The organism is Burkholderia sp. Bp8984 (assembly GCF_003853755.1).
Lineage (GTDB): Bacteria > Pseudomonadota > Gammaproteobacteria > Burkholderiales > Burkholderiaceae > Burkholderia.
This window is the reverse complement of sequence record NZ_QTQN01000012.1, coordinates 103184-123120: the sequence shown is the minus strand read 5'-3', so window position 1 is coordinate 123120 and position 19937 is coordinate 103184. Positions and strand designations below refer to the sequence as shown.

Sequence of the window (19937 nt, the reverse complement as noted above, 5' to 3'; positions counted from 1 at the left end):
GGCTCGTTGCGGCGGTTGCTTCACCGCGCTTACTTCACCGCAACTTCCGTATGCACGACCTGCGGCGGGCTCTTGAAGAACGGGCCCGCCAGCTGACGCCACGCCTGGAAGTCGTCCGACTGCCGGAAATGCACCATGTGGTCGTCGACGCTGTCCCACTTGACGACGAGCAGGTAGCCGCCGCTGCGCTCGATCACGCGATGCAGCTCGGCGCCGCCGCAGCCGCGCGCGCGGGCGAACAGCGGGAGGGCCTGGCGAACCGCCGCCTCGAATGGCTCGGCCTGCGACGGATCGATTTCGAGCGATGCCATTTCCAGAATCATGAATGCTCCTGTGGGGTGAATGAGGCGAACGGATCGCGATGCGACGGGGCGCCGCGATCGACGCGTCCCGCAACGATACCGGAAGTCGGCATCACGCGTTCCGGATGACCGGCTCGCGCGCTGCCGGTCGTGCGTCGCATGCCGCTTCGGTTCATACGAATCAGCGTTTTCCCCAATACGGAATACGCGGCACGCGCCGATGTCACAGAGGTGGTGAAGATAAACAATCCGAGGCCTGCCATGACGACATCCGCGACAAACGGAACGAACGTTACACCACCCGAATCGATCACCGACGCCGCATCCGACACCCCCGCCGCCGCCCCATCGATCCTGCTGGTCGATGACGAGCCGAGCGTGCTGTCCGCGCTGCGGCGCGTGCTGCGGCCCGCGCACTACGAGGTCCTGACCGCCGAAAGCGGCGAAGCCGCGCTCGAGATCCTTGCGTCGACCGAAGTCGACCTGATCGTGTCCGACATGCGCATGCCGACCATGAGCGGCGCGGCGTTTCTCGCCCGCGCCCGCGCGCTGTTTCCGGACACGATGCGCATCCTTCTGACCGGTTATTCCGACATCGCATCGATCGTGGCGGCCGTCAACGAAGGCGGCGTGTATCGCTACCTGAACAAGCCGTGGGACGATCACGACTTGCTGATGACTCTCGAGCAGGCGCTCGAGCAGCGGCGCCTGCGCGGCGAAGCAGCGCGACTGGCAGCACTGACCGAAGCGCAGAACGAAGTGCTGCGCCGCTTCAATACGGAACTCGAAACGCAGGTGCGCGCGCGCACCGAGGAACTCGGCCAAACGGTGCTGTTTCTCGAAGCCGCACAGCACGACCTGAAAAGCAGTTTCACCGCGATGGTCCAGGTGTGCGCGAGCATGATCGAGATGCGCTGCGGATCGGCGAGCGGCCATGCGATGCGCGTGGGTGAGATCGCGCGCCGTCTCGCGCTGTCGGCCGGGATGAGCAGCCTGCACGCGCAGGACGTGTATTACGCGGGACTGCTGCACGGCATCGGCAAGCTGTCGCTGCCCGACGAGCTGCTGCACAAGCCGCTCGTCAAGATGACGACCGACGAACACAGCCTGTTCCAGCAGCATCCGCTGCGCGCGCAGATGGTGCTCACGCCGGTCGCGCAGCTGCACAAGGTCGCGTCGATCGTGCTGCACCAGTACGAGCGCTTCAACGGCCGCGGCACGCCCGACGGGCTGGCGGGCGACGCGATCCCGCTCGGCTCGCGGATCGTCGCGATCGCGCGCGATTTCGAGGGGTTGCGAAACGGCGAGATCGGCTCGCCGCATTCGGTCGAACAGGCGATCGACGTGCTGCATTCGCAGGCCGGCGTGCGTTACGACCCGCTGCTCGTCGCGCGCTTCATCGAGCTGGTGCGGGATCCGGCGAGCCTGCGCATCGCCGCGTCCGTCGCGGAGATCCGGTCCGAACAACTGCGCGAAGGGATGCAGCTCGCCGACGATCTGCGCACGCATCGCGGCGTGCTGCTGATGACGAAGGGCAGCGTGATGTCGGCGCACCAGATCGAGCTCGTGCGGCGCTTCGAAGCACGCGAGGGCACGTCGTTCGACATTCTCGTGCAGACCGGCGCGGCCGCGTCGACGCAGGCGAGCGCCGCCGCGCCGCCCGCGTGACGCTGCACGGGGCCGCACCGCCGCAGCACCGCGTTCATTTCGACCGGGACGCCGATCATGCATGGCACCTATAATCTGCTGCTGGTCCTGCTGTCGCTCGTCATCGCGACGCTGGCCTCCTATACGGCGCTCGACCTGGCGGCGTTCATCTCGCTGCTCGACGACCCGCGGCTCAAGCGCGCATGGCTGGCCGGCGGCGCGGCGGCAATGGGCACCGGGATCTGGTCGATGCACTTCGTCGGGATGCTGGCGCTGTCGCTGCCGATTCCGCTCGGTTATGCGCTGCCGGATACCGGCGCGTCGCTCGCGATCGCGGTGCTCGTGTCGTATTTCGCGCTGAACGTCGTCACGCGTGCGCGGCTGAGCCGCCGGCACCTGCTCGCGGGCGGCGCGCTGATGGGCGCCGGGATCGTCGGGATGCATTACACGGGCATGGCCGCGATGCGCATGGTGCCGGGCATTCGCTACGAACCCGCGCTGTTCGCGGCATCGATCGGCGTGGCCGTGATCGCATCGACCGCCGCGCTCTGGATGGCGCAGACGTTGCGCGCGCAACAGGCGCGCCATGCGACCGCGCAACGCATCGGCGCCGCGCTGATCATGGGCATCGCGATCACGGGCATGCACTACACGGCGATGGCGGCCGCGCATTTCGCGCCGGACGCGCGCTGCGGCGCCGCGAACGGCATCGACGGGCCGTGGCTTGCGACGACCATCGCGCTGTTCACGACGGCGACGCTGATCGTCACGCTGCTCGTCTGCCGCTTCGATGCGCGCACAACCTTTCTGCGCGGCATGACGGACACGCTCGAACGGCTGGTGCGATTGCGTACCGCCGAACTCGAAACGGCGTTGCGGCGCTACGAGCAGACGACGGCGATGCTGCAACGCACGCGCGAGAACATGGCGAGCGAGATCGACGAGCGCCGCGCGGCGCAGAGTCGGCTCGAACAGGAGAAGGACGAACAGCGGCGCCTACTGCGCGCGCTCGAGGAAACCCACGTGCAGTTGCTTCAATCGGAAAAACTCGCATCGATCGGCCAGCTCGCGGCCGGCGTCGCGCACGAGATCAACAATCCGATCGGCTTCATCAGCGCGAACCTCAATACGCTGAGGACGTGGGTGCGCAGCCTGCTGGACGTGATCGCCGCGCACGAAGCCGCGCTGCCGCAGCTCGAACCCGCGGCGCGCGACGCGCTGACGGCGCTGCGCGGCGCGGCCGATCTCGACTACGTGCGCGACGAGATCGTGACGCTGATCGACGAATCGATCGACGGCGCGGTGCGCGTGCGCCGGATCGTGCAGGACTTGCGCGATTTCTCGCGGCCGGGCAGCGGCGAGTGGAGCGTGGCCGATATCCACGCGGGCCTCGAGAGCACGCTCAACGTCGTCCACAACGAACTCAAGTACAAGGCCGACATCGTGCGCGAGTACGGCGACCTGCCGCTGGTCGAATGTCTTCCGTCGCAGCTGAACCAGGTGTTCATGAACCTGCTCGTCAACGCGGCACACGCGATGCCGACGCGCGGCGTGATCACGATCCGCACGTCGAGCGACGGCGAGCAGGTGTCGATCGCGATCAGCGATACCGGAACCGGCATGACGCCCGATATCGTCCGGCGGATCTTCGATCCGTTCTTCACGACGAAGCCGGTCGGGCAGGGAACGGGGCTCGGGTTGTCGGTGTCGCACGGGATCGTCGAGCGTCATCGCGGCACAATCGACGTGACGAGCGAGCCGGGGCGCGGCACGACGTTCCGCGTTCGACTGCCGATCCGGCGCGCGCAGGGCCACGCGGGCGCGGCGGCGGCAGTCGGGCAACGCGTTTGAATGACAGGTGACGCGTCGCTCCGCTACCGCTTGCGCCGCCGCCTTCGAAAGAAATTCCAGAACATCGCGGTCGCGTCCGGCCCGGTCGCGGAGTGGAATGCTTCGCGCGGATCGCCGCCGCTCCACGCGTGCGCCAGGCGGCGCACGATGCAGACCCGCACGATCAGCGTGCCGCCGCGCAGATAGTCGGTGTAATCCGCATCGTCGTGCGCGTACGTATGTTGCTCGCCGACGCGCAGCTCACCCTGTGCGTCGACGAGCCGATTGATCCGCGCGAACGCGACTCCCAGCTGCAGCGCATTCTGCTCGGCGACGACCGTATCGAGCCCGCCGTGCACGACGAGTGCCGGCATGCCCGGATAAGCGCGCCCGTCGACGCAGGCATCGACGACGCCTATCGGATCGTCGCGCAGACCGCGGCGCATCAGGCTCATCGCGGCCATCGTCGACATCGGCGGCGCGATGGCCGGCCCGGAGTGCAGGCCGATGGCCGCGAAGCGATCGGGAAAGTCGAGCGCCAGACGCGCGGCCAGCCCGGCGCCGGCCGAGATGCCGGCCAGATAGACACGGTCGCGATCGAACCCGCGCTCCCGCACGATCGCGTCGACGAGCGATGCGATCGCCGGGGCCTCCGACTGCGACGCATCGCCATGCCAGTTCCAGCAGCGATGGGCGTGGGCGGTCTTCGCCTGTTCGGGAAACAGCACGGCAAATCCGGCGCGCTCGGCGACACGGCAAATACGGGTGCCAGCGGCGAACGACTCGGCGGTCTGCTTGCAGCCGTGCAGCATGACGACGACGGGCAGGCCGTCGGTCGTCGCCGGTGCAGCGGGCAGGTACAGCGCGTACGCAAGATGGTTGACGAGTTGGCCGGCGGCGGGGCGCGCGGAATGAAACGAGCGCAGCCACGTGCCGGGTGCCTGGCGCGGCGATGTGCGGGCGGCGGGCGCCGGCGCGCGGGCGGGACGCGTGGTGCGTGCGGTGGCGGGGCGCTTCGCCGATGGCGCCGGCTTGGCGGTCTTTCTTTTGGGCCGCGTGCGCGTCGCGGCGGTCAACAGGTCGAAAGGCCGTAGCCAGAGGCTGGATTTTTTCCTGGGCATGGACGGATCTCGTGCCGGCGGCGCGCGCGACAGCATGCGGCGAAGCCGGCCGTCGGGTGGAAGGCGAATGATGGCGGCGCACGATGCGTGCCCCGGGAAGCGTCCGCGTCGACGTGCCGCGGCATGACCGACACGGAGGCGACGGCGCGACCCGCGCCGCGCGACATGTTGCCGGCAGCCTCGCGATTCGGACAGGCCACGCGCCATGCTAGCAGGCATCGCGCGTCTCGGGTGCGATGGTTCCGTGACGGATCGATGAATGCTTCGACCCTACCGCGGGCCGTCCCGAACGCGATGCTCGACATCGTCCATGTGCATTCGGCGACCGGCTTCGCGATGAACCGGGCCTGCTCCCCGACGACGCAATCCGATGCGGATGCGTTCGTCGCGATGCGTGGAATGGCTCGGCGATCGATGTCACGACGGCATGCAGCCAGCCGCGCCGGCGGACCTTGTATCGATTGCGCGTTTGCAATCGCCGGAATCACATGTCGCGATGCCGGCGTGAAGGATTCACCGATACGTCCACACCCGGTGCAGCACGAACATTGTCGGCGGGATCAGCAGCGCGATCGCGACGATGGCCCAGCCGCGCGGTACGTCGAGCAGTTCGGCGGCGCGCGCGAGCGCCATCGTTTCGGCGAAGCCGGCCAGCGCAACGGTCAGATAGCGCACCAGGTTGCGCGAGTGCACCCTCGACGAGAAGCTCCACAGCGTATTCGCGAGATACGAGAACGCCGTCGCGCCGACGAACGCGACGGCGTTCGCGATCACTTGCGTCGCATCGAACAGCGCGTACAGCGCGGACGCGATCAGCACGTGCAGCGCGGTCGAGCAGAGCCCGGACAGGCCGAAGCGCGCCAGCCGCACGCGCTCGGCGTAGAGCAGTGCGAACATCGCCGGCTGCACCGATTCAGCGGGCGCCGACCCGCATGCGGGCCGGCTGGACGCGGCGGCGTGCGGCCGCGCGGCGCGTATCGCGCGCGACCGGCAGCTCGACCACCTTGCCTTGCGTCTGGTAGCGGCGGCGGATCAGATAGACGGGACGCTGCTTCGATTCGTCGTAGATGCGCCCGATATATTCGCCGACCACGCCGATGCCGATGAGCTCGATGCCGCCGATGAACAGCACGACCGACAGCAGCGACGCGTAGCCGTGCACCGGATTGCCGAACAGCAGCGTGCGCCCCACGATGAACGCGCCGTACAGGAACGCGAGCGCGGCGATGCCGACGCCGATATAGGTCCAGCTACGCAGCGGCACGGTGCTGAAGCTCGTGATCCCTTCGATCGCGAAATTCCACAGCTTCCATCCGGAGAACTTCGAATGCCCGGCGCTGCGCGCGTCGCGCTGGTACTCGACGATCACGGTCCGGTAGCCGACCCATGCGAACAGCCCCTTCATGAAGCGATGGCGCTCGGGCAGGCTGCGCAGCGCGTTCACGACCTTGCGGTCCATCAGCCGGAAGTCGCCGACGTTCTCCGGCAGCTTCACGTCCGACAGCACGTTGTGCACGCGATAGTAGATTGCGGCAGCGGTGCGCTTCGCGAACGAATCGCACGCGCGGTTGCTGCGCTTCGCGGCGACGACTTCCGCGCCGTCGCGCCAGTGCTCGAGCATCACCGGAATCAGGCTCGGCGGATCCTGCAGGTCGGCGTCGAGCGGGATCACCGCGTCGCCGGCCGCTTCGTCGAGGCCGGCGGTCAGCGCCGCTTCCTTGCCGAAGTTGCGCGTGAGATCGATCACGCGCACGCGGCGGTCGCCCATGCTGACCCGGATCAGGCGCTCGAGCGTGTCGTCGCGGCTGCCGTCGTTCACGCAGACGATCTCGAAGCGGATCGCGTCGAGGCTGGCCATCAGCGGGATCACGACGTCGAAGAAGCGTTCGACGGCTTCGCCTTCGTTGTAGAACGGTACGACCAGCGAGACGAGCGGTGTGTAGAGCGGTTCGCGCATGATGGGTCCCCTGTGATGACGTGTCAGCGGCCGACGCCGACGGTCGTGCGGCCGCTGCGGCGCAGTCCGTGCGCCGGGCGGTGGTGTGAGCGGACCGGATGCGGGAAGCCGGTCTCGGTCGAGTTGTCGCGTGCGTCGGGCATCGACGGCACGTCGTGCCTTTCTTGTGCAATCCGGCTGACGAGCAGTGCCAGCGAAGCCAGCGTGACCAGCGGCATGAACTGGAACGACAGATGCGGCACCAGCACGAGGCCGGCGAGCGGCATCACCCACATCAGCAGCAGCCATTCGCGATCGAAGCGCCGCCAGCCGTGCGTCCACGCATAGCGTGCGTACCATGCGATCACGATCCCGTACCAGGTCAGGTCGTAGTCGTACAGATAGGGGCTGACGATCAGGCACGCGCAGGCGAGCGTCGCGGCACGCAGCGCGTACGAACACGCGCCGCGCCATGCGTACACCACGGCGATCGCGGCGACCGCGGCCGACAGCAGCTGCAGGCCGCGCGCGACGTAGACTGGCCAGCCGGCGAGGGTGGCGAGCGCGAAGACGGTCGGCATGCGCGCGAGCCGTGCGTGGCCGGCGCCGACGAGCTGCGCTGCGTCGTGAATTCCGTGTGCGAATGCGAACCACGCGCCGAGGCCGAACGCGAGCGTCGACAGCGCGAAGCCGCCGGCGATCGTTGCCGCCCACGCTGCCAGCGCGCGCCATTGAGCGGCGCACAGCAGCGCGAGCGGGAACAGGATCGCCATTTGCGGCTTCATCGTCAGCAATCCGAAGCAGATGCCGGCGATGACGGGACGACGATTCAGCATCAGCAGCCCGCAACCGGCGAGCGTCGCGCTCAGGAGGCTCGTCTGCCCGACGATCACCGTGAGAAACGCGCCGGGGAACGCGAGCGCGCAGAGCAGCGCCGCATCGCGCTGCACGGTCGCGCGGATCGTCACCGCGAACAGCACGTAGGTGACGCCGATCCACAGCACGAGCGCGAACATGTACGGCAGCCAGCCGAGCGGTAGCACGAACAGCAGCATGGTCGGCGGATAGAGCCACGGCAGCGAGCCGTCCGCGGCGTTCATCGTCGGAATCGCGAGTTTCTCGATCGCGAAGAGCGACGGGAAATGCCACGCGTCGATCGCATGACCGTGCGCGGCGAGCCGTGCAGCGCTCCAGATCGGCGCGAGATCCTGCGCGAGCGGCCCGGGCACGGACGTATGCGACCCGTGCACGCGTGCGAGGTAGACGCAGAGGAACAGCAACTCGGTCAGCAGTACCGCTGCCGCATAGAGGCGTACCCGATCGCGATTGAGCCAATGCGGGAACCGGCGCGGGCCGGCGATCGGCAGTTCCGGGTGTGCGTCGAGCACCGAATCGCCGTGCAGAAGGGAGCGCGGCGATCTCATCACGCATTCCCCGATGCAAGGGTCGAGCGCCGCACGACGACGAACAGGACGGCGAGCAGCACGACCGGGCCGATCTGCGGCAGCTTCGTGATCCGGTTGAATATCTCGAATATGGGCAGCAGCCACGCGAGCACGATCACGATCTGGTCGCCCGGCAGCCAGCCTTCGTCGAGCCCGTGGGCGATCACGCAGATGAACGCGATGCCGAGCCACGCGAGTTCGTAATGCCAAAGATAGGGGGTCGTCAACAGCGTGGCGATCACCAGCGCCGCGCCGCGCAGCCGAATGTCGGCGGTGCGACGCCACACCTGGACGGCGGCGGCGATTGCGAGCAGCCCGACGGCGGCCTGGGCGGCGAGCGAGACCGGAATCGATGCGCCCGCAAGCCGCAGCGCCGCGAACGTCGTGGGCGAAACGAACCAGTAGGCAGGAAGGGTGAAATGCATGCCGCGCACGATCGACATCGCCTGAGCCAGGCCCTGCAGGGAGCTGGTGCCGGTCAGCGCAATGCCGGCCACGGTGAGCAGCACCGTGGTGATCGCTGCCGACGCGAAGGTGCGCCACGAGCGGGTCGCGACCAGCACGAACGGAAACACCACCGCCAGCTGCGGCTTGATGGCGAGCAGCCCGATCAGCACGCCGGCGACGATCGGGCGTCGGCCGAGGAAATGCAGCGCGAATGCGGCGATGCCGGCGGTCAGGATGCTGTTCTGCCCGTACAGGACGGACGCGAACACGCCCGAGTAGGCGAGCACGACGAGCGCGGCGGCGCGCGGAGCGGGCAGGTGCGCACGCAGACCCGACAGTCGCAGGACTGCGTACGCATAGCATAAAAGACTGCCCGCAAAAAAGAGGAAATACGCGGGCAGGAAAGGCACGAGGGCGACCGGCGCGATGAACAGCAGCATCGTCGGCGGATAAAGCCATGGCAGCGACTGGTGGCCAATGTAGGCACCGAATTGCGCGACCTCGGCATGGGAGAAGAGGACCGGATCGTAGATCGCGGCGGCATGGCCTTGCAGCACGAGCTGCGACGCGGTCCAGAAGACGGAGAAGTCGACACCCGGCCGTGCGGTGGTCTGTGACGTGAAGGCATCCGTCACGAAGCCCCAGGTGATCAGGAATCCAACACACAGCATCAGCATGATGCAGCTGTACGGAATGATCCGGTCGGCTGTCAGCCACTGAGCACAGCGTTTGGCGCGATAGCGCACTCCACGATTGGCTGTGTACATGATGCCCCGTTTGCGGTGAAGGCTGCTTCTCTGCCGCAGCCTTTTTGTGTTGCTGTGTATCCGGATCGAATCGCGTTCGATGGCGCTGTCCGGTGAATGCATTGTTGGAGAAAAAATCGCGTGACGCAAACCGCGGGCTGAATCGTGAGATATCGATTCGGCAGCGACAGCGCGGAAAACCGGGTTTTCACGTCTGAGAAAACCGTAGCGGCGCAAATGATGTTTCTCGCTTGAAACATTCCGGGTTTTTCGCCGGTCCGGCGGTGTGCGGAATTCGTGTCCGGCGACGGCCTGCATGGATTCGGGAAAATCCCGAGAAAATTTTTGGGTGCCCTTGCACAGCACGGCGGCGCCCCGCCGGCATCCCGGGCCGGCCTGCGTGCGTATATCAAATCTGAAACATTTTGTGCAGCGCGCCGAAACACGACCGACGGGGGGATCGCCGGAACCCTTGCTGCGTCTGGATTTCCTTCTGGCTGGCCTGCTCTTTGCGTCAAGGTCCGCACGAAAGTCGACGACGTGATGTACGACCGGTTGAAGCAACAGGCTGACAAGACCGGACTCAATCACCTGCGGAAAGCAACGGATCGGGGGCGCGTCGGGGAATACGCCGCCCAGGCCGTGAAAACCGCCGGAAACGTCGACCGAGCGAATAGGCGACGGCATCGTCCGCGCAACAAGAATCACATGACAGCATTTGGGGAATAAAAATGAAAGACCAGAGCACGTCGCGGCTCGCATGCCGCGAAGCATATCCGCAGCAGCATCGACGCGCTTGCGTCATCCGTTCAATCCGTATCCATGCACGGGGCGGTCGTTGCGCCGTTCTCGCTCTGCTCGATCGCACCATTCGCCAGATCGCAGCGCGCATGGATATCGCACGCATCAGCCCACCGACAATCGTTCGCCCGGCCAGGCTCGTACCCTGCCGTGTCCGTCGCTGAGCGCCGCATCCGAATCCATTTGTTGTGCCGTTGTGCCGGTAGTGCCAGCTCCCCGCGTCGATACCCGACAACGGGATTTCAATAGTAGTGCGAAAGGAGATTAGCCATGTCCACGTTCATCCAGAAAGTCCGCGGTTTCGTCCAAGACGAGCAAGGTGTGACGGCCATCGAATACGGCCTGATCGCCGCGCTGATCGCAGTCGGCCTCGTTGCAGCATTGACGCTGGTCGGAAACGATCTCAAGACCGTGTTCAACACGATCGCAGACGACCTCAACGCGGCCATCTGAATGGCGGGGCGGCGAACGGTGAGTCCGGCCCGTTCGTCGTCATCCCGTCGCTCGATCAGGGCCGGACACCCAACCAACGGATGTCGAATGAACCGAACGGCGGATGACTCGGCCGGTGCACTGCTCGAGTCTCCCCCGCTCTCTTGATCAACCGAATCGGAGGTCGTCATGCGGACCAGGGGATGTGCGGTAGCGGTATCGCGATGGATCGCCGACGAGCAGGGGGTGACGTCGATCGAATATGCGCTGATCGCGGCAGTATTCGCCACCATCGTGCTGGGAAGCGTGGTCGTACTGAAGGGTTCGCTTGAAGACATGTACAACGCGATCGCGTCGATCGTGACCGCGGCGGTCAATACCGCACTGGGTCAGTGATCCTGATCATTACATCCCGTCGAGGTTCGCCATGTTGCCTGCTGCGCTGCCTTACCCGGTCCCGTTGTGCGTGACGCTGCTCGTCGTCGTCGCGGCCAGCACGGACATCACGAGCCGACGCATCCCGAACCGGCTCGTCGTGATCGGGCTGGCCGGTGCGCTGATTGCCCAGTGCGCGCTGCACGGCGTCCAGGCGGGTGCGCTCGCATGGCTTGCCGGCGCCGCGACCGGCTTCGGCCTGCTGCTGCCGTTCTATCTGCTGCGCGGGATGGCTGCAGGCGACGTGAAGCTGATGCTCGCGATCGGCGCGTGGGTCGGCGCCCAGATGACGTTCTACATCGTGCTGGCCGCCTTTCTGGCCGGCGGGATCGGCGCGATCGGTTTCGCGCTGCTGCGCGGACGCGTGCGCCAGATGTGGGCGAACGTCGTGGCGCTGATCGCGCGTCGCGCGTCCGGGGCGCGTGCAGGGGCAACCGACGGCCCCGTGGAGTTCGCGTCGGTCGGTGCGTTGCCGTATGGCGTGGCGATTGCCGCCGGCACGCTGGGCATGCTGTTCGTATCGTGCGCGTAGCGCGCCGAACCTGCAACGAGGATGGACCGAACATGAACACGAATCCCACCGAACCGAGACGCGACGCGCAGGTTGCACACCTGCCGCTTCCGTTGCCCATGCGGGAGGCGCACGCGAAGCCGGGCGCGCAACTGCCGGCGGCGCCGCGCTCGCTCGAGGAAACCGGACTGAGCCAGGCGTTCATCGCAGGGCTCGTGCTGAAGTCGACGCTGGTGCTCGGCCGCCCGTCCTACGGCGACCTGATCGAGCGTCACTGTCTCCCGCTCGCCGTGCTCGACGACATCTTCGCGTTCCTGGTGCGCGAGCATCTGGTCGAACTGACCCATCGCGGCAAGACGGACCTCGACGTGACGTTCCGCCTGACCGAGGCAGGCCGCCTGGCCGCGCTCGAAGAGCGCGCGCGCAGCAGCTACAGCGGCCCTGCGCCGGTGACGCTCGACGCGTATCTCGACTGCGTGTCCACCCATTCGGTGCGCAAGCTGCGCGTGGCCCAGAACGACGTGTGGGCCGTCTTCGACGGCGTCGTCATGGATACGGCGATCCTCGATTCGGCGGCCGCCGCGCTGAACTCCGGCCGTCCGCTTCTGATCTACGGCCCGGCCGGCAGCGGCAAGACGTTCCTCGCGGAGCGGCTCGGCGCGCTGATGGGCGGCCACGTGCCGGTGCCGTACGCCATTTGCGCCGCCGGCGAAGTGATCCAGATCTACGACCCGCTCGTGCATGTCGATGCGGCAGCGCAAGCGGACGGCCAATCGGTCGATCGCCGCTGGCGCCTGTGCGAGCGGCCGGTCGTGATGTCCGGCGGCGAGCTGACGCTCGACGAGCTCGACCTGCGCCGCGATGACGCGGCGGGCTTCTACCAGGCGCCGCCGCACATGAAGGCGAACATGGGCATGTACATCGTCGACGATCTCGGCCGCCAGCGTGTCGAGCCGCGCGACCTGCTCAACCGCTGGCTGCGCCCGCTCGATCGCGGCGTCGATTTCCTGACGCTCGAGTCCGGCAACCGCTTCGTGCTGCCGTTCGACGTCTGGCCGGTGTTCTCGAGCAACCTGGCGCCGGAGCAGTTCGCCGACGACGCGTTCCTGCGCCGGCTCGGTTCCAAGCTTCACGTCGGCGCATTGTCGATCGACCACTACCGCGCGGTGTTCGACGCCGCATGTGCGTCGCTCGGCCTGGTATCGACGCAGGACGCATTCGACTATCTGCTGCACCGGCTGCACCTGCCGACCGGCAAGGCCTATCTCGCATGCTTCCCGATGGATCTGCTGCGCCTCGTCGCCGCCGGCGCGCGGTATCGCGGCGATCCGCTCGAAGTGACGCACGACGCGCTGCACGACGCATGGGCCAGCTATTTCGGCACGGCGCCCGAGCGCGACGGCGTGTATCTGCCGCCTGCCGACCACGGCGGTCGCACGCACGTAACCGGTTGAGCCGTTTCTTTCACGATTCGTTGAGGAGCATTGCCATGAAAAACAGTCGAGCGCTCATGATGCTGATCGTCGCGATGGTCGCGGGGCTTGCCGCGGTCGTGTTCGCGTCCCGCTGGTTGATGAATACCTCCAGCAGCTCGATCACGTCGGTCGCGGTGGCGACCACCGACCTGAACCTGGGCGAGCCGCTCGGGCCGAACCAGATCCATATGGTGAGCTGGCCGTCGGGCAGCGTGCCGACCGGCGCGTTCACCGACACGAAGGAACTCGAAGGGCGCGTCGTGCGCACGAGCCTCGCCCGCGGCGAGCCGGTGATCGAGTCGAAGCTCGCGCCGGTCGGCACGAAGGGCGGGCTGTCCGCGGTGATCGCCGACGGCAGCCGCGCGATTACCGTGCGGGTGAACGATGTGGTCGGCGTCGCGGGCTTCGCGCTGCCGGGCAACTACGTCGACGTGATCGTCAACACGCAGGAACAGCAAGGCAAGACCGACGGGCAGAGCATCTCCAAGATCGTGCTCGAGCACATCCTCGTGCTGGCCGTGGCGCAGCAGGTCAGCCGCGACGACACCGCACCGAAGGTCGTCAACGCGGTGACGCTCGAAGTCACGCCCGACCAGGCCGAGCGCCTCGACCTCGCGCGTAGCGTCGGCACGCTGTCGCTCGTGCTGCGCAACCAGGTCGACCAGAAGACGCTGACCACCGACGGCGCGACCAAGCTCACGCTGCTCGGCAAGGCACCGGTACCCGAAGCGCCCGCACCCGCGCCGGTGAAGACCGTGCGCGTGCGTGTCGCATCCCATGCGGCACCGGGAGCACGCCGCGATTGCGTCGGCGTGCTGACCGGGGTACACGGCAGCGTCGAATGTTTCTGAATTCGTAGAACACGTGCAAATAACCACATTAACCAGATCGGCCGCCGTCAGGGCACGGCGGCCTTGAAAGTCGACAACCGGCGCCTCGCCGGTCACTCGGGGGATCAGACGAAATGAAGATCAATCCGCAACATTCAGGTACCGGCCCGGTGCGCACGCGTATCGCACGGGGCGCGATGATGGCCGCGATCCTCTGTGCCGGAACGCTGACCGTATACAGCGCACTGGCCCAGGAAGCCGCCGAATCGGCCGCGCTGATGAAGGGCGGTGCAGCCGCGCCGGCGGCGGCCGCCAAGGGGCCGATGCAGATGACGATCAGCATGACGCCGACTCCGGCCGCCGCGCCCGCCGCGGCGCCGGGGCCGCTGCGCGGGCCGAACTGCGTGGGCGCGGTACGCGAGTCGACCAGCGTCAGCGTGCCGCTCGGCAAGTCGCTGCTGGTGCCGATGCCGGAGCCGGTCCGCAACCGGACCATCGGCAACCCGGCCGTCGCGCAGGCGACGATGGTGTCGCCGCAGACGCTGTACATCCTCGGGCTGTCGGTCGGCACGACCAACATGATCGTGCAGGGGCGCAGCGGTGCGTGCCGCGTGATCGACGTGGCGGTCGGCGCGGACGCCGGCGGCCTGCAGGCGTCGCTGATGCAGCTGATGCCGAACGAACACGACATCCACGTATCGACCGCCGCCGGCACGATCGTGCTGGCAGGCAACGTATCGAACTCGCAGGCCGCGCAGCAGGCGGTGCAGATCGCCCGTGCGTACAGCGACAGCGCCGGCGACGGCGGCGGCAAGGGCGCCGGCGTGCTGAACATGCTGGCCGTCACGTCGCCGCAGCAGGTGATGCTCGAGGTGAAGGTCGCCGAAGTGTCGAAGACGCTGATCAACCAGATGGGCAGCGCGTTCAACATCCAGGGCGGCTTCGGCTCGTGGAGCGGCGCGCTCGTCAGCAACCTGCTCGCGGGCGTCGCAAGCGGCGCGGTGTTCAACAAGGCGAACAACAGGCCGTTCAGCATCGCGGCCGATGTGCAGAACACCGACAACCTCGTCAAGATCCTCGCGGAGCCGAATCTCGTGACGATCAGCGGCCAGGAGGCGACGTTCCTCGCCGGCGGCAGGATCTTCATCCCGGTGCCGCAAAGCAGCGGCAATGGCACGTCGTCGATCACGCTGCAGGAAGAGGAATTCGGCGTCGCGCTGAAGTTCACGCCGACGGTGCTCGGGAACGGCAGGATCAGCCTGAAGGTCGCGCCGGAAGTGTCCGAACTGTCGCAGACGGGCGTGACGCTGAGCGCGTCCAACATCGGCGGCACGTCGATCCTGCCGCTGATCACGACGCGGCGCGCGTCGACGACGGTCCAGATGGGCGACGGCGAGTCGTTCGCGATCGGCGGGCTGATCAAGGACAACGGGACCGGTGCGCTGAAGGCGATCCCGGGTGTCGGTGAAGTACCGGTGCTCGGCGCGCTGTTCCGCAGCACGTCGTTCCAGCAGGATCGCACCGAACTGATCTTCGTGATCACGCCGCACCTGGTGAGGCCGCTGCAGACCGCCGACGTGCCGCTGCCGACCGACAGCTTCTCGAAGCCGAACGAAGCCGACGTGTATGCGACCGGCAACATGGAAGGCCGCAAGGGTGTCCGCCGGGCGGGCGCACAACCGGCGAGCGGCGCGATGGATGCACCGCAGACGCCGGCTCCCGCACCTGCTCCCGCGCCGCAATCGGCTGAGCCGGCCGCACCGGCCGCCGCACTGCCCGCACCGCGTGCGCCGCAGCCCGCCGATGCACCGGCGCCGGTGCCGGCGGAGCCGCAGAAGGCCGCGGCTGCCGACGCGGCTGGGACGGTGAGCGCCGAACCGGCGCCGGCCGCGCAGCCGCAAGAGCAACCACAGTCGCAGCCGCAACAGCAGTCGCAGCCGCAGGCCGAAGCGGCCACCGCGGCTACCGCGGCGCGGATCGCGCGCATCGAAGCGGCTGCCGCGCGTCTCGCGGCCGCCGGCTCCGCCGCGCCGGCAAAACCCGCGCCGCGTTCGAAGCACGGCTTGCCGGCCGCCGCGCACGCGCAGATCGCGCGGGCGGGCACGGAACCCCAGTCCACCGATCGTTGAAGCCATTCAAGGGGAAGCTCATGAAATCCGCCTACCTCGTATTCGTGCGCCGCGCGGCGCTCGCCGTCCCGCTCGCGTTCGCGCTCGCCGGCTGCATGTCGTCGACGCCGGTGTGGGACACCCGCTTCGGCGATTCGGTCCGCGCCGTCACGCAAGCCCAGATCATCGATCCGCATGCCGCCGAACACGCGGCATCGAACCCGGGGGTCAACGGCAGCGCCGCCGCGTCCGCACTCGACAACTACGACAAGTCGTTCAAGCAGCCCGAGCCGAAAGCCAATGCCTTCGTAATCGGGATCGGCAAGTCGGCGCAGTAACACACAGGCAAGCTCAGGGAGAACGCCATGTCCAGCGCAGCTCGTCATCCGAAACTCACGCGTCGCGGTATGCATCGCCAGCAAGGCGCCGTCGCGATCATCGTCGGTCTCGCACTGGCGGTGATGATCGGGTTCGTCGGTCTCGCGCTGGACCTCGGCAAGCTGTACGTCACGCGCAGCGAACTGCAGAACAGCGCCGACGCATGCGCGCTGTCCGCTGCGCGCGACCTTACATCGGCCATCAGCCTGCAGGTTTCGGAAGCGGACGGCATCGCCGCCGGCCACTCGAATTTCGCGTTCTTTCAGCAGAACGCGGTACAGATGCAGACGGATTCGAACGTCACGTTCAGCGATTCGCTGACCAATCCGTTCCTGACCAAGACGGCGGTTACGACGCCGGCGAACATCAAGTACGTGAAGTGCACCGCGCAGTTGAGCAACATCGCGCACTGGTTCATCGAGGTGCTCAACACGATTCCCGGCGTGCAGGTCGCGAACGCGGCCCAGGTCGCGGCGAGCGCGATCGCGACGGTCGGCGCCGGGCAGACGGCCTGCGCGATTCCGGTGTTCGTGTGCCGTGCGGCTGCCGCCGCGCCCTACAAGGTCGGTGACTGGATCTCGTCGCCGTCCGGCTCGTCGTCGACTTACGGGCCCGGCAACTTCGGCTGGGCGGCGCTCGACGGTTCGACGAACGAGACGACCATCGCCAGCGAACTGTCCGGCAATAGCTGCAACATCACGTCGCCGCCCGACCTCGGGTCGACGGGCCTGAAGTCCGCGTCGCTGCGTGCCTGGAACACCCGCTTCGGGATCTACACGAACGGCGCCAACGGCTCGAGCGGCCAGCCGGACTTCACCGGCTACGCGTACGTCGGCCCCAACTACGGGCCGCCGGGAACCGCGGGCATCGTCGGCGACGCATACACGCAGTTCGTGCTCGACCGCGCCAGCTTCAAGTCCTACCAGGGCGACGGCGCACCGCCCACCGGCAGCGGCATCTCGACCAACGGGACGGCGACGGCGAGCAATTACCAGACGTTCGGCGGCGACCGCCGGCTCGCGCTCGCCCCCGAAGGCGATTGCTCGACGCTGTCGGGAAGCAGCAGCAAGCTTCACGTCACGCAGTGGGACTGCGTGCTGATGCTCGATCCGCTGCCGTTCAGCCCGGGCAGCGGCGGGGTGACGGCACACCTCGAATACCTCGGCTCGACGGCATCCGGCACGACGCCCTGCGCGACGCACGGCTTGCCGGGTACCGGAAGTTCGGCCGGCATCAAGGTGCCGATGCTCGTTCAATAGTGGAGACGCGATCATGAAAAGGCTCCCGATTCGCCGGTCACGCATGCGCGGTGTCGCCGCGGTCGAATTCGCGCTCGTGCTGATGCCGATGATCGTGCTCGCGACCGGCGTGGCCGAGTTCGGCCGCGCGATCTACCAGTACGAGACCCTCACCAAGGCGACGCGCAACGCGGCGCGCTACCTGTCGGTCTTTCTGCCGACCGACAGCGCGTATCCGCTCGCGGAGGCGCAGTGCCTGGTCGTGTACGGCAGCACCACATGCGGCTCCGCCGGCACCGAGTTGGTGCCGGGGCTCACGACGTCGATGGTGATCGTCTGCGACGCCGCGCATTCGACCGATTGCGCCGATGCGTCCGACCCGCCGCAGTTCGCGAACCTGCCGACGTACGACTCGACCAACAATGCGGCAAGCGGCACGGCGACCGGCAGCATCAACGTCGTCGAGGTGAAGGTGAAGGGCTACCAGTACCAGCCGATTCCGGCCTACCCGGGGCTGTCCTCGATCACCTTCGGCAACATCGTCACCGTGATGAGGCAAGTGTCATGAACGCGCGCCCCTTTCCGCTGTTGCGCCGGCGCACTCAACGCGGCGCGACGATCGTCGAGTTCGCGCTGATCGCATCGATCCTGATCATGCTGCTGATCGGCGTGTTCGAATTCGGGCGCGTGCTGTTCTACTGGAACACCGCGACCGAGGCGATCCGGCTCGGCGCACGCACGGCGATCGTCTGCGACGTGAACGCCGCCGGCGTCGTGAAGCGCGTGAAGTCGCTGATGCCGATGCTGTCGAACGCGAACGTGTCGGTGAGCTACACGCCGTCGGGCTGCGACGTGAGCTCCTGCTCGTTCGTGACGGTCAGCATCACCAACGTGACGGTCAGAACGATGATTCCGATCGCGAACGTCTCGATCACGATGCCGTCGTTCACCACGACGCTGTCGCGGGAAAGCCTGAATTCGTCGACGGGCGGCACGGCCTGTCAATAATCGAACCGACGAGGCACAGTCATGATCAATATCCTCGTAGCTGCCGACGATACCGCCCGGCTCACGCAGATCGCGCGCCTGGTCACCGAGAGCGGACACTATCGCGTGACGCGCGCGCACGGACGGCCGTCCCAGATCGAGCATCGAACCGACGGGCTCGATTCGTTCGACATCCTGCTGATCGACGGCGCGACGACAGACGCGGCCGAGCTGTCGGCGCTCGAGCGGATCTGCCGGCTGCACCCGGGCCTGACCGGTATCCTGGTGACCGCGGATGCGGCGCCGCACGTGCTGCTGGACGCGATGCGCGCCGGCGCGCGCGACGTGCTGCAGTGGCCGATCGACCCCGCGGCGCTCGCCCGCGCGCTCGAACGCGCGGCCGCGCAAAGCACGCGGCGCGACAGCGACGATACGCGCTTCGTGTCGTTCATGTCGTGCAAGGGAGGCGCGGGTACGAGCTTCGCCGCGAGCAACGTCGCGTACGAGATCGCCGAAGGCCACAAGCGCCGCGTGCTGCTGGTCGATCTGAACCAGCAGTTCGCGGATGCCGCGTTCCTCGTCAGCGACGAGACGCCGCCGTCGACGCTGCCGCAGCTGTGCGCGCAGATCGAACGGCTCGACGGCGCGTTTCTCGACGCGAGCGTCGCGCACGTGACGTCGACGTTTCACGTGCTCGCCGGCGCGGGCGACCCGGTGAAGGCCGCGGAGATGCGCGAGGACGCGCTCGAATGGATCCTCGGCGTCGCGGCGCCGCGTTACGACTTCGTGATCTTCGACATCGGCGTCAGCATCAATCCGCTGTCGATGATCGCGCTGGATCGCAGCGACCAGATCCAGCTCGTGCTGCAGCCCACGATGCCGCACGTGCGCGCGGGCCGCCGGTTGCTGGAGATTCTCGTGTCGCTCGGCTACCCGACCGACCAGTTGCGGCTGGTGGTGAACCGGATGACGCGAGCGAGCGAGCGGTCTCGTGCCGCGCTCGAGGAAGTGCTCGGCCTGCACGCCAGCAGCACGATACCCGACGACGCCGACACCGTGCGCGAAGCGCTCGACCAGGGGCATCCGGCCTCGCGCGTCGCGCGCGGCGCGGCGGTCACGCGTGCGTTGCAGGCGTGTGCGAAGCAGATCGTCGAAGGGGACGTGCGCACCAGGCACGGCACGTCCAGCAGCGAACCGTTGATGTCCCGGCTGTTCGGCCGCAAGGCCACGCCGAAGCTCAAGTCCATGTGAATCTTGCGGGGAAACCA

General features: G+C 67.4%; 20 protein-coding genes. 13 read left to right on the top strand and 7 right to left on the bottom strand.

Features of this window, described 5'->3' with window-relative positions; translation table 11 throughout:
* Positions 1-29: 29 nt before the first annotated feature.
* On the bottom strand, positions 30-323 hold the full coding sequence (locus DID98_RS15015; RefSeq protein ID WP_044844322.1) for an antibiotic biosynthesis monooxygenase: 294 nt from the start codon (positions 321-323) through the stop codon (positions 30-32).
* On the bottom strand, positions 320-565 hold the full coding sequence (locus DID98_RS15010; RefSeq protein ID WP_124487338.1) for a hypothetical protein: 246 nt from the start codon (positions 563-565) through the stop codon (positions 320-322). The genes DID98_RS15015 and DID98_RS15010 overlap by 4 nt, the downstream gene beginning before the upstream one ends.
* On the opposite strand from DID98_RS15010, the gene DID98_RS15005 reads away from it, so the two are divergent.
* Both DID98_RS15005 and DID98_RS15000 read left to right on the top strand, forming a co-directional pair.
* Positions 564-1970 carry an HD domain-containing phosphohydrolase gene (locus DID98_RS15005; protein WP_124487337.1) on the top strand — a complete coding sequence of 469 codons (1407 nt, stop codon included), beginning with the start codon at positions 564-566 and terminating at the stop codon, positions 1968-1970. The two genes, DID98_RS15010 and DID98_RS15005, sit on opposite strands and share 2 nt — an antisense overlap.
* Before the next feature lie 57 nt (positions 1971-2027).
* Positions 2028-3800, top strand: a complete 1773-nt coding sequence (locus DID98_RS15000; RefSeq protein ID WP_124487336.1) for a histidine kinase — start codon at positions 2028-2030, stop codon at positions 3798-3800.
* Between the two features lie 23 nt (positions 3801-3823).
* On the opposite strand, the gene DID98_RS14995 is transcribed toward DID98_RS15000, so the two are convergent.
* The 5 genes from DID98_RS14995 to DID98_RS14975 form a co-directional block, all read right to left on the bottom strand.
* Complete coding sequence (locus tag DID98_RS14995) at positions 3824-4900, bottom strand: alpha/beta fold hydrolase (RefSeq protein ID WP_124487376.1); 1077 nt, start codon at positions 4898-4900, stop codon at positions 3824-3826.
* A 513-nt stretch (positions 4901-5413) separates the two neighbouring features.
* A complete protein-coding gene (locus tag DID98_RS14990; protein WP_124487335.1) occupies positions 5414-5797 on the bottom strand; it encodes a GtrA family protein in 384 nt (127 codons plus the stop codon).
* Between the two features lie 16 nt (positions 5798-5813).
* On the bottom strand, positions 5814-6857 hold the full coding sequence (locus DID98_RS14985) for a glycosyltransferase family 2 protein (protein WP_124487334.1): 1044 nt from the start codon (positions 6855-6857) through the stop codon (positions 5814-5816).
* A gap of 23 nt (positions 6858-6880) precedes the next feature.
* Positions 6881-8260 (bottom strand): glycosyltransferase family 87 protein, encoded by a 1380-nt coding sequence (locus DID98_RS14980; protein ID WP_124487333.1) that lies wholly within the window; start codon positions 8258-8260, stop codon positions 6881-6883.
* Complete coding sequence (locus DID98_RS14975) at positions 8260-9495, bottom strand: glycosyltransferase family 87 protein (protein ID WP_124570996.1); 1236 nt, start codon at positions 9493-9495, stop codon at positions 8260-8262. Before DID98_RS14975 ends, DID98_RS14980 begins: the two co-directional genes overlap by 1 nt.
* A gap of 1050 nt (positions 9496-10545) precedes the next feature.
* Between DID98_RS14975 and DID98_RS14970 the strand changes: the two genes are divergently transcribed.
* The 11 genes from DID98_RS14970 to DID98_RS14920 all read left to right on the top strand — a co-directional run bounded on the left by DID98_RS14970 (position 10546) and on the right by DID98_RS14920 (position 19920).
* Positions 10546-10728, top strand: coding sequence for a Flp family type IVb pilin (locus DID98_RS14970; RefSeq protein ID WP_011880534.1), 183 nt, complete (start codon positions 10546-10548; stop codon positions 10726-10728).
* Positions 10729-10896: 168 nt separating this feature from the next.
* Complete coding sequence (locus DID98_RS14965) at positions 10897-11103, top strand: Flp family type IVb pilin (RefSeq protein ID WP_044844309.1); 207 nt, start codon at positions 10897-10899, stop codon at positions 11101-11103.
* A gap of 31 nt (positions 11104-11134) precedes the next feature.
* A complete protein-coding gene (locus DID98_RS14960; RefSeq protein WP_124487332.1) occupies positions 11135-11674 on the top strand; it encodes a prepilin peptidase in 540 nt (179 codons plus the stop codon).
* 32 nt (positions 11675-11706) lie between these two features.
* The gene (locus DID98_RS14955) at positions 11707-13107 is read left to right on the top strand and encodes an ATP-binding protein (protein ID WP_124570976.1); all 1401 of its coding nucleotides are present in this window, start codon (positions 11707-11709) and stop codon (positions 13105-13107) included.
* Positions 13108-13142: 35 nt separating this feature from the next.
* A complete protein-coding gene (gene cpaB, locus DID98_RS14950) occupies positions 13143-13979 on the top strand; it encodes a Flp pilus assembly protein CpaB (protein WP_044844306.1) in 837 nt (278 codons plus the stop codon).
* Positions 13980-14092: 113 nt separating this feature from the next.
* A complete protein-coding gene (locus DID98_RS14945) occupies positions 14093-16087 on the top strand; it encodes a type II and III secretion system protein family protein (RefSeq protein WP_124487330.1) in 1995 nt (664 codons plus the stop codon).
* A gap of 20 nt (positions 16088-16107) precedes the next feature.
* The gene (locus tag DID98_RS14940; RefSeq protein ID WP_124487329.1) at positions 16108-16404 is read left to right on the top strand and encodes a hypothetical protein; all 297 of its coding nucleotides are present in this window, start codon (positions 16108-16110) and stop codon (positions 16402-16404) included.
* A gap of 27 nt (positions 16405-16431) precedes the next feature.
* Positions 16432-17703, top strand: a complete 1272-nt coding sequence (locus DID98_RS14935; protein WP_124487328.1) for a pilus assembly protein TadG-related protein — start codon at positions 16432-16434, stop codon at positions 17701-17703.
* Between the two features lie 13 nt (positions 17704-17716).
* Positions 17717-18250, top strand: a complete 534-nt coding sequence (locus tag DID98_RS14930) for a TadE/TadG family type IV pilus assembly protein (RefSeq protein ID WP_124487327.1) — start codon at positions 17717-17719, stop codon at positions 18248-18250.
* Positions 18247-18690: a TadE/TadG family type IV pilus assembly protein gene (locus DID98_RS14925; RefSeq protein ID WP_124487326.1), complete on the top strand. Its 444-nt coding sequence runs from the start codon at positions 18247-18249 to the stop codon at positions 18688-18690. Before DID98_RS14930 ends, DID98_RS14925 begins: the two co-directional genes overlap by 4 nt.
* 21 nt (positions 18691-18711) lie before the next feature.
* Positions 18712-19920, top strand: coding sequence for an AAA family ATPase (locus DID98_RS14920; RefSeq protein ID WP_124487325.1), 1209 nt, complete (start codon positions 18712-18714; stop codon positions 19918-19920).
* Positions 19921-19937 lie beyond the last annotated feature (17 nt).